This is a genomic window from Faecalibacterium sp. DFI.5.82, from assembly GCF_029076575.1.
GTDB lineage: Bacteria > Bacillota > Clostridia > Oscillospirales > Ruminococcaceae > Faecalibacterium > Faecalibacterium duncaniae.
This window is the reverse complement of the sequence record NZ_JARFIS010000057.1, coordinates 1-492: the sequence shown is the minus strand read 5'-3', so window position 1 is coordinate 492 and position 492 is coordinate 1. Positions and strand designations below refer to the sequence as shown.

1 protein-coding gene is annotated in these 492 nt (G+C 63.2%); it reads left to right on the top strand.

Features of this window, described 5'->3' with window-relative positions:
• The first annotated feature begins 81 nt into the window (after window positions 1-81).
• On the top strand, window positions 82-339 hold the full coding sequence (locus P0G09_RS15540; RefSeq protein ID WP_275253099.1) for a hypothetical protein: 258 nt from the start codon (window positions 82-84) through the stop codon (window positions 337-339).
• The last annotated feature ends 153 nt before the right edge of the window (window positions 340-492 follow it).

Below are 492 nucleotides of genomic sequence, written 5' to 3'. Positions count from 1 at the left end.
CCCCGGCGAAAGAAGTGTATAATAAAATAATGTAATTGCGGCTGTGCATAGCGAAATGATGTGAGAAGGGAACCGATATCGATGAACCAAAACAAGCAAGCGCCCCGGCGGCGGATGACCCGGCGGGAGTGGAGGATCCGGCGCTGCCTGCGTCTGGCACGGAACTGGGCCGTGTTTCAGGCGGCCTGCGGCGCGGCTGTTGCCCTGATGACCAGCGGCATTTTATGGCTGCTGCCCAAGGCCCACGCCCTGATCGCGGGGCCGGAGGACTTTGTGGCCAGAAATTACGATGGCACCGAATACCAGCGAACCTTGCCGATGCCCGGCTGGAGCTGGTGAACGGGAATCTGCCGCTGGACGCAGAGCCTGCCCCGGCCCTTGCGGTGGCGGATGATGCCACGGGCCAGCAGCTGGAAGCGGAAGCCGCAGAGCAGTACCGCGCCATGGCGGCAGCTGCGGTGGCTGACGGCATCACGCTGGAACTGGTGACGG